The 6,689-nt window shown below is 72.8% G+C and carries 8 protein-coding genes and 1 pseudogene; 6 read left to right on the top strand and 3 right to left on the bottom strand.

Features of this window, described 5'->3' with window-relative positions; all coding sequences use genetic code 11:
• A pseudogene (locus KILIM_RS12325) lies at nt 1-240 on the bottom strand (DNA repair protein RadA); the annotation flags it as partial.
• Nucleotides 241-353: 113 nt separating this feature from the next.
• On the opposite strand from KILIM_RS12325, the gene KILIM_RS12320 reads away from it, so the two are divergent.
• Both KILIM_RS12320 and KILIM_RS12315 read left to right on the top strand, forming a co-directional pair.
• On the top strand, nt 354-989 hold the full coding sequence (locus KILIM_RS12320) for a flavin reductase family protein (protein WP_006593021.1): 636 nt from the start codon (nt 354-356) through the stop codon (nt 987-989).
• A gap of 24 nt (nt 990-1,013) precedes the next feature.
• Entirely contained in the window at nt 1,014-1,250 is a 237-nt protein-coding gene (locus KILIM_RS12315; protein WP_006593020.1) for a hypothetical protein, read from the top strand.
• A 6-nt stretch (nt 1,251-1,256) separates the two neighbouring features.
• Here KILIM_RS12315 and KILIM_RS12310 read toward each other — a convergent pair whose 3' ends face one another.
• Nucleotides 1,257-1,979: a class I SAM-dependent methyltransferase gene (locus KILIM_RS12310; RefSeq protein ID WP_006593019.1), complete on the bottom strand. Its 723-nt coding sequence runs from the start codon at nt 1,977-1,979 to the stop codon at nt 1,257-1,259.
• Between the two features lie 2 nt (nt 1,980-1,981).
• Nucleotides 1,982-2,890: a DUF3109 family protein gene (locus KILIM_RS12305; RefSeq protein ID WP_157551684.1), complete on the bottom strand. Its 909-nt coding sequence runs from the start codon at nt 2,888-2,890 to the stop codon at nt 1,982-1,984.
• 47 nt (nt 2,891-2,937) lie between these two features.
• On the opposite strand from KILIM_RS12305, the gene KILIM_RS12300 reads away from it, so the two are divergent.
• From KILIM_RS12300 to proC, 4 genes are read left to right on the top strand one after another with little or no spacing between them, the layout of a single operon-like run.
• The gene (locus KILIM_RS12300; protein ID WP_040563198.1) at nt 2,938-3,870 is read left to right on the top strand and encodes a Ppx/GppA family phosphatase; all 933 of its coding nucleotides are present in this window, start codon (nt 2,938-2,940) and stop codon (nt 3,868-3,870) included.
• 44 nt (nt 3,871-3,914) lie between these two features.
• Entirely contained in the window at nt 3,915-4,814 is a 900-nt protein-coding gene (locus tag KILIM_RS12295) for a sugar phosphate isomerase/epimerase family protein (protein WP_083876140.1), read from the top strand.
• Nucleotides 4,811-5,749, top strand: coding sequence for a hypothetical protein (locus tag KILIM_RS12290; protein WP_006593015.1), 939 nt, complete (start codon nt 4,811-4,813; stop codon nt 5,747-5,749). Before KILIM_RS12295 ends, KILIM_RS12290 begins: the two co-directional genes overlap by 4 nt.
• A 43-nt stretch (nt 5,750-5,792) precedes the next feature.
• Entirely contained in the window at nt 5,793-6,650 is an 858-nt protein-coding gene (gene proC, locus KILIM_RS12285) for a pyrroline-5-carboxylate reductase (RefSeq protein ID WP_006593014.1), read from the top strand.
• Nucleotides 6,651-6,689 lie beyond the last annotated feature (39 nt).

Genomic DNA, 6,689 nt, shown 5'->3' with positions numbered 1-6,689 from the left:
CACGGCCCGCGCCCCGTCGACGTCGATCTGACCGATCGGCCGCGCCGCCTGGCCGACCACCGCGGCCGGCGTCGTGCGCACGCTCACCGCGCCCCCGGCCGCGCTCTCCTGCACCGTGCCCCACGCCTGACACTCGCCGCAGCGACCGACCCAGCGCACCGCGCTCCACCCGCACTCGATGCACCGATAAGCGGGCTTCTGGGCGGCCTTGGCGCCACTGGCGCGACTGCTGCTCGACATGCCCCACACGCTAAACGCGACCACCGACAACCTCCCCAACCCCTTCCCCCGAAAGTCCCACTCTCGGCGCGGACTCGGGTTGCTGCGTGCGCCCGGCACGCCAGGATGGGGCCATGGAGCGCCAGGAGTTCGACCCCGCCGACCTGCGACCGGCCGATGTCTACCGGCTGCTGACCGCCGTGGTGGTGCCGCGACCGATCGCATGGGTTTCGTCCCGCTCGGCCGACGGCGTCGACAATCTCGCGCCGCATTCGTTCTTCACGGTCGCCTGCGCCGATCCGCCGATCGTGCAGTTCACCTCCGTGGGGGTCAAAGACACGCTGCGCAACGTGCGCGCGACCCGCGAGTTCATCGTGCACCTGGCGACGGAGCCGCTGCTGGAGCAGGTCAACACCTCCGGAGCCGACCAGCCGGCGCACCTGAGCGAGTTCGACGTCACGGGGCTGACGCGCGAGCCGGCGGTGGCGCTCGACATCGCGCGCGTCGCCGAATCTCCGGTGGCCATCGAGTGTCGCCTGCACGCGACGCTCGAACTCGGCGACTCCACGCTCGTGCTGGGCCGGGTCGTGCACCTGGCCGTCGCGCGGGACGCGCTGGAGGAGCCCGCCCCCGGGCGGCTGCCGCACCCCCGCTTCGAGCAGCTGCGTCCGCTGGCGCGGCTCGGTCGTGACGAGTGGGGCCTGCCGAGCCCGACGACGGTGCGGGTGAAGCGGCCCCGCCACCCCGGGGGTCGAGAGGCAACCCACTGAGCCGCAAGTGGGTACCTTTCGACCATGACCGACGCCCTAGACCCGCAGGCCCAGCGCGCTCCGTACCCCCTCACCGGCGACCCCACGCGGGCGGTGCACACCGGTGATCCGGCGCCGGCTCCCGACGCCCTCAACGCCGCGCTGAGCGACGGCAGCGGCGGCGAGGCCGTCAGCGCGCAGCCCTTCGACATCGACCCGCAAGACCTCCTCGCCGCGCGCGAGCGTCGCGGTTGGGACGAGGCCACCAACGAGGCGCCCTAAGGCAACTCAGAAGCAGCGCCACCACAGGTTGACGGCGTAGTCGACCTGGGTGCCGTCGTGCGTGCGCAGGATGTCGCGGGCCAGCTCGGGGTTGAACTCGATGCAGACGACGGCCTCGAAGTCGGCGCGAGTCGGCTGCTCCCAGCGGATGAGCAGGGGCCGGCGTTGCCAGCCCCGGCGGGTCCAGAAGCGTTCGATGGCGGCGGCGTCGTAGGCGGGCCACTGGCGTCGGAACCAGCGACCGAAGGTGGAGCGGGAGGCGTCGTTGTCGATGATGAAGGCGGTGCCGCCGGGTGCCATGACTCGCGTCAGCTCCTCGAGTCCGTCCTCGCAGCCGGGGCCGAAGAAGTAGGCCCAGCGGGCGTGCGCGACGTCGATGCCGGCGTCGGGCAGCGGCAGCTCCTGCGCCAGCCCCTCGAGCACCTCGACATTGGGCAGGTCGGCGACCCGGGCGCGGGCGGTGGCCACGAGCGGCGGATGCGGTTCGACGCCGACGACCCGCGCGGCCCGCTCGGCGAACAGCGGCAGGTGGTAACCGGTGCCGCAACCGACGTCCAGCACGCGCCGACCCGTCCAGTCCGCGAGCTCGCGCATGGCGGCGGCCAGCAGGCCGTCGGGGTCGACGCCGCGGTTCTCCTGCTCGTAGACGTCCGGGTGGTCCCAGATGTTGGGGCTGGGCCGGGGGGCAAGTGCGCCCGCCCGGAGGTCGGTGGTCTCGGAGTCGGTCACGCTCAGTCCTCGTCGTCGGCGTCGGTCGCGTTGTATTGCTCGTCTGCGACAAAGGCGTTGGCGACCAGCGTAGCCGGGTGCACGAACAGGGGGAGCAGTCGGCGGCCGCCAGGGGTGGCGGCCAGGGCGTGCGTCGCGGCCAGGTGCGCCTCGCAGCGGCGGACCAGCTCGGCGTAGGCGGCGGCTCCGACAAGTTCGGTCAGTTCGGCCTCGTGGCTGCGGAACAGCGGCTCGACATGTTCGTGCGCCTGCGCGGAGGCCGTGCAGTACCAGTCGAAGTCGTGCCCGCCCGGCCCCCACCGGCCGCGCTCGTACTCCCCGATGGTGATCTCCAGATAGGAGGTGTCGTCGGGCAGCTCCACCGTGCGGTAGTCGCGGTAGATCGGCAGCTGCCAACACACATCCGGCTTGTACTGCAGCGGTGCTACATCGTCGGCCAGCGCGAGGCCGTGCAGCGCGCAGCCCGAGCCACCGGCGAAGCCCGCCCGGTTGAGCAGGACGCAGGCGCCGTCGACCACGGCGGTCTTGGTCTCCCCCTCCTCGAGGTCGGTCCACCACGGCCGCTGAGCGTCCGCGGCCGCGGTGCCGTCGCCCGCGGCACCCTCGACGGCATCTCCCGCGGTGCTCGGCGCGCGATCGGCGAACTGCCAGGTACTCGGGGTCAGCCGATCGACGATGCCGCGCACCCGCTGCAGATCGTCGTCGTCGCAGAAGTGCGCCCCCAACGCGCAGCAGCCGTCGTCGGGCGCCTGCGCCCGCAGCCCCCGGCAGCCGTCGCCGAAGATGCAGGCGTACCCAGAGGTGAGCCAGGTCAGGTCGACGCGCAGCCGCTGCGCGGGCTCGGCGGGGTCGGTGAACTCCACCCACACTCGAGTGTTGGCCGGATTCTCGTCGCCCGGTCGGCTGGTCACCGGGCCACTGTAGGCCGCGCCGCATCGGGCGGTTTACTGTGCACCTCATGCGACTGGGTGTCATCGACGTCGGATCCAACACCGTTCACCTGCTCGTCGTCGACGCCCACTGGGGTGCGCAACCGATGCCGGCCTCCAGCCACAAGATCGACCTGAGACTGTCCGAGCACACCACCGCCGACGGGCGCATCAGTGACAAGGTCGCCAAGCGGCTCGAGGGGTTCGTGCGCGAATGCGTCGACCTCGCCGAGGATCTGGGCATCGAGCAGCTCATGGGGTTCGCCACCAGCGCCATCCGCGAAGCGCCGAACGGCGAGCAGGTGCTGGCCGGCATCCGAGCGAGCACCGGCGTCAATCTCGAGGTGCTCACCGGGGAGGCCGAGTCGCGGCTGACCTTTCTGGCGGCCCGGCGCTGGTTCGGCTGGTCGGCCGGGCGGCTGCTGCTGGTCGACATCGGCGGCGGCTCGCTGGAGTTGGCCACCGGGCTCGACGAAGACCCGGATGTCGCGGTGAGCCTGCCGTTGGGCGCCGGCCGCCTGACCCGGGAGCGGCTGACCGACGACCCGCCGACCGAGAAGGATGTGCGCGCGCTGCGTCGGTACGTGCGTGCCCAGGTGGCCGGAGTCGTGCGCGACCTGAGTCGGGTCGGCGAGCCGGACCTGTGCGTCGGCACCTCCAAGACGATCCGCTCGCTGGCCAGGTTGGCGGGGGCCGCCGCCAGCGGGGAGGGGCCGTACGTGCGGCGGGTGCTGGCCCGCCGCGACCTCAAGGAGATCGTGCCGCGCCTCGCCGCGCTCGACGCCAAGGGCCGCTCCGCGCTGCCCGGGGTGTCGGTCAATCGCTCGCGCCAGGTGCTTGCGGGTGCGCTCGTCGTCGACGCAGCGATGGACCTGCTGGGCGTGGAGAAGCTCGTGGTCTGTCCGTGGGCGCTGCGCGAGGGCATCATCCTGCAACACCTCGACCTCATCCCCGCCCCGTAACCGCCCGGGCGGCCCGGCTGGGGCGGGCCAGTACAGTGGAGGCCATGTCGGCGAAACCGCGAGCGGACCGCGCGCAGGCGAAGGAGCCGACCTCGGAGCCCGAAGCCTCCGGTTCGGAAGCGCCGCGGACATCCCCCCAGCCGCGCCCGCGAGTAACCCCGCGGGTAACACTGTCGACCTCGTCGGTGTACCCGCTCGGGGTGGCCGCCGCCTTCGAAGCGGCGGCGCGGCTGGGCTACGACGGCGTCGAGGTCATCGTCCTCTCCGATCCGATCACTCAGGACGCGACCGTGCTCCGTCGGTTGGCCGACCGACACGGGGTGCCGGTCACCTCCATCCACGCGCCGACGCTGCTCGTGGCCCAGCGCGTCTACGGTGCCACCGATCCGTGGGTCAAGATCGACCGCTCCATCGACCTGGCGCACGAGCTGCAAGCGCCGACGATCGTGTTGCATCCGCCGTTTCGCTGGCAGCGCGAGTATGCCGCCGGCTTCATCGACGGTGTCGCGATGCGCGAGCACGAGCGCGACGTGGTGCTCGCCGTCGAGAACATGTTTCCCTGGCGGGCCCGACAGCGGCACATCCAGGCCTACCGGCCGGCCTACGATCCGGTGCCGCAGCCCTACGACCACGTGACCCTCGACCTGAGCCATGCGGCGACGGCCGGCAGCGACGTGCTCGACATGCAGGCGGCGCTCGGGCCTCGACTCGCGCACGTGCACCTGGCCGACGGCAGCGGGTCGATGAAGGACGAGCATCTCGTGCCGGGTCGCGGCAACCAGCCGTGCGGTGAGTTCCTCACCCGACTCGCGGCCTCCGGCTTCAGCGGCGACGTCGCCGTCGAGGTCAACACCCGACGCGGCGGCGGTCGCACCCGCGAAGCAGATCTCACGCAATCCTTGGCATTCGCGCGACAGTACCTCGCGGCGGCAGCGGGCGAATGACCGCCGCGCAGACGCTCATCCGGGTGGCCAAAGACCCCCGAGTGAGGGCGGTCGTGCAGACCCCCGGTTACGGCGAACGGATCAACCGTCGGCACATCGCCGGCGAGCACCTGCGCGACGCCCTCGAGGAGGCCGGCGAGCTGCTGGTGCGCGGCCGCTTGGTCTCGCTCGCGCAGCTGCGGCCCGATCCGCTCGACCTGACCGAGGCCAAGGACCGCCGCAAGCGACTGCGCAAGCTGGTGCGTCGCCTGGAGCAGGCCGGATACAGCGCCGGTGCTCGCGCGGAGGTGAGTGTGCGGCTGGGCCAGCTGGGCGCGCACCTGCGCGGACACGGCCTGGCCGGAGCTCGCCGCATGGCCGCAGAGGTCGTCGCAGCGGCGACCGCGGCCGGCACGCGCGTGACCGTGGAGGCCGAGCCGGACCTGGACCAGGGCCACCTCATCGACGCCGTGCTGAGCCTGCGCGAGCAGACCGACGCCGATGTCGCCATCGCGCTACCGGCTGCTCGGCTGCGGACCCAGGACGACTGCCGGCAGCTTGCGGCGCAGGGCGTGCGGGTGCGCCTGGAGAGCGGGCGGCTGGGCCTGCCCGGTGGCTGCGCCCGCCGCCGGGAGGTCGACCGCTCTTATGTGCGCTGCCTGCAGGTGCTGCTCGCGGCCGCCCCGCATCCGGTGCCGACCATCGCGACCGGCGACCCGCGGCTGTGCGATATCGCCGAGCACGTGGCCGACCGCCGCGGGTTGGGGCCGGGTGACGTGGAGTACGGCCTGGCGTACGGGCAGCGCATCCGGCGGCAGACGGCCGTCGCGGATCGGGGCGGGTTGGCGCGGATCTACCTGCCCTTTGGCCCCGACTGGTATCCCTACCTCGTGGAGCGGATGGCCCAGATGCCCTCGGAGATGCCGAACCTGCTGCGCGCCCGCACCTCCCCCTGACCCGACATCCCGCTGCGGCACCCTCACGATCAGGAGTTCGACGATGAACAGCGACGAGACGACCGGCCACCTGCGCGGCCCGCTGGCGCTGCTGGGCGCCGGGGCGATGGGGTCGGCCATTCTGGAGGCCGTGCTGGCCGGCGGGCAGATCGCCGCGGCGGACGTGCGGATCACCACCTTGGACCCGGCTGCCGCCGATCGCTGGCGCGAGCGGGGGGTGCACGTCGCCGACGATAATGCCGCCGCCGTGGCGGGGGCGCGCCTCGTCATCGTCGCCGTCAAGCCGGCCGACGTGCCGACCGTGCTCGACTCCATCTGCGCCGCCCTGCCGACCGACGCAGCCGCCGAGTCGGCGCAGGAGCGCTGCCTGGTCGTCAGCATCGCCGCGGGCGTCCGTCTGGCGACGTTGGCGCAGCACCTGCCGCCGGGGACGCCGGCCGTGCGGGTCATGCCCAATACCCCCGCGTTGATCGGGGAGGGGATGTCGGCGCTGAGTCCGGGGGAGCACGCCGGTGAGCGTGATGTCGCGGTGGCCACCGCGCTGCTGGCGGCGTGCGGGCAGGTCGTCGTGGTGCCGGAGAAGCAGCAGGACGCGGTCACGGCCATCTCCGGCTCCGGCCCGGCGTACGTCTTCGCGGTCGCCGAGGCGCTCATCGACGCCGGGGTGCTGCTGGGCTTGCCGCGCCCCACGGCCGCTCAACTGGCGACCCAGACGCTGGCCGGCGCGGCCCTGATGCTGCGCGAGAGCGGGCAGCACCCGAGCCTGCTGCGCGAGCAGGTCACCAGCCCCGGTGGCACGACCGCGGCCGGGCTGCGCGAATTCGACCGGCACGCACTGAAATCCACGATCATCGCGGCCGCCGAGGCCGCGCACGAGCGGTCGCGCCAGCTCGGCGGCTGACGCCTGTTGCGCGCAACAGGCGCAACGGGGGATGGCGGC

Source organism: Kineosphaera limosa NBRC 100340 (genome assembly GCF_000298215.1).
In the GTDB taxonomy this organism is placed as follows: domain Bacteria; phylum Actinomycetota; class Actinomycetes; order Actinomycetales; family Dermatophilaceae; genus Kineosphaera; species Kineosphaera limosa.
The sequence above is the reverse complement of the archived record's forward strand: the minus strand, read 5'-3'. Positions and strand labels throughout refer to the sequence as shown.

What these genes read in the sequence shown, in the direction of transcription:
- KILIM_RS12320 (WP_006593021.1), top strand. Translation starts at nt 354, where the DNA reads ATGGAGCGCCAGGAGTTCGACCCCGCCGACCTGCGACCGGCCGATGTC.
- KILIM_RS12315 (WP_006593020.1), top strand. Translation starts at nt 1,014, where the DNA reads ATGACCGACGCCCTAGACCCGCAGGCCCAGCGCGCTCCGTACCCCCTC.
- KILIM_RS12300 (WP_040563198.1), top strand. Translation starts at nt 2,938, where the DNA reads ATGCGACTGGGTGTCATCGACGTCGGATCCAACACCGTTCACCTGCTC.
- KILIM_RS12295 (WP_083876140.1), top strand. Translation starts at nt 3,915, where the DNA reads ATGTCGGCGAAACCGCGAGCGGACCGCGCGCAGGCGAAGGAGCCGACC.
- KILIM_RS12290 (WP_006593015.1), top strand. Translation starts at nt 4,811, where the DNA reads ATGACCGCCGCGCAGACGCTCATCCGGGTGGCCAAAGACCCCCGAGTG.
- proC (WP_006593014.1), top strand. Translation starts at nt 5,793, where the DNA reads ATGAACAGCGACGAGACGACCGGCCACCTGCGCGGCCCGCTGGCGCTG.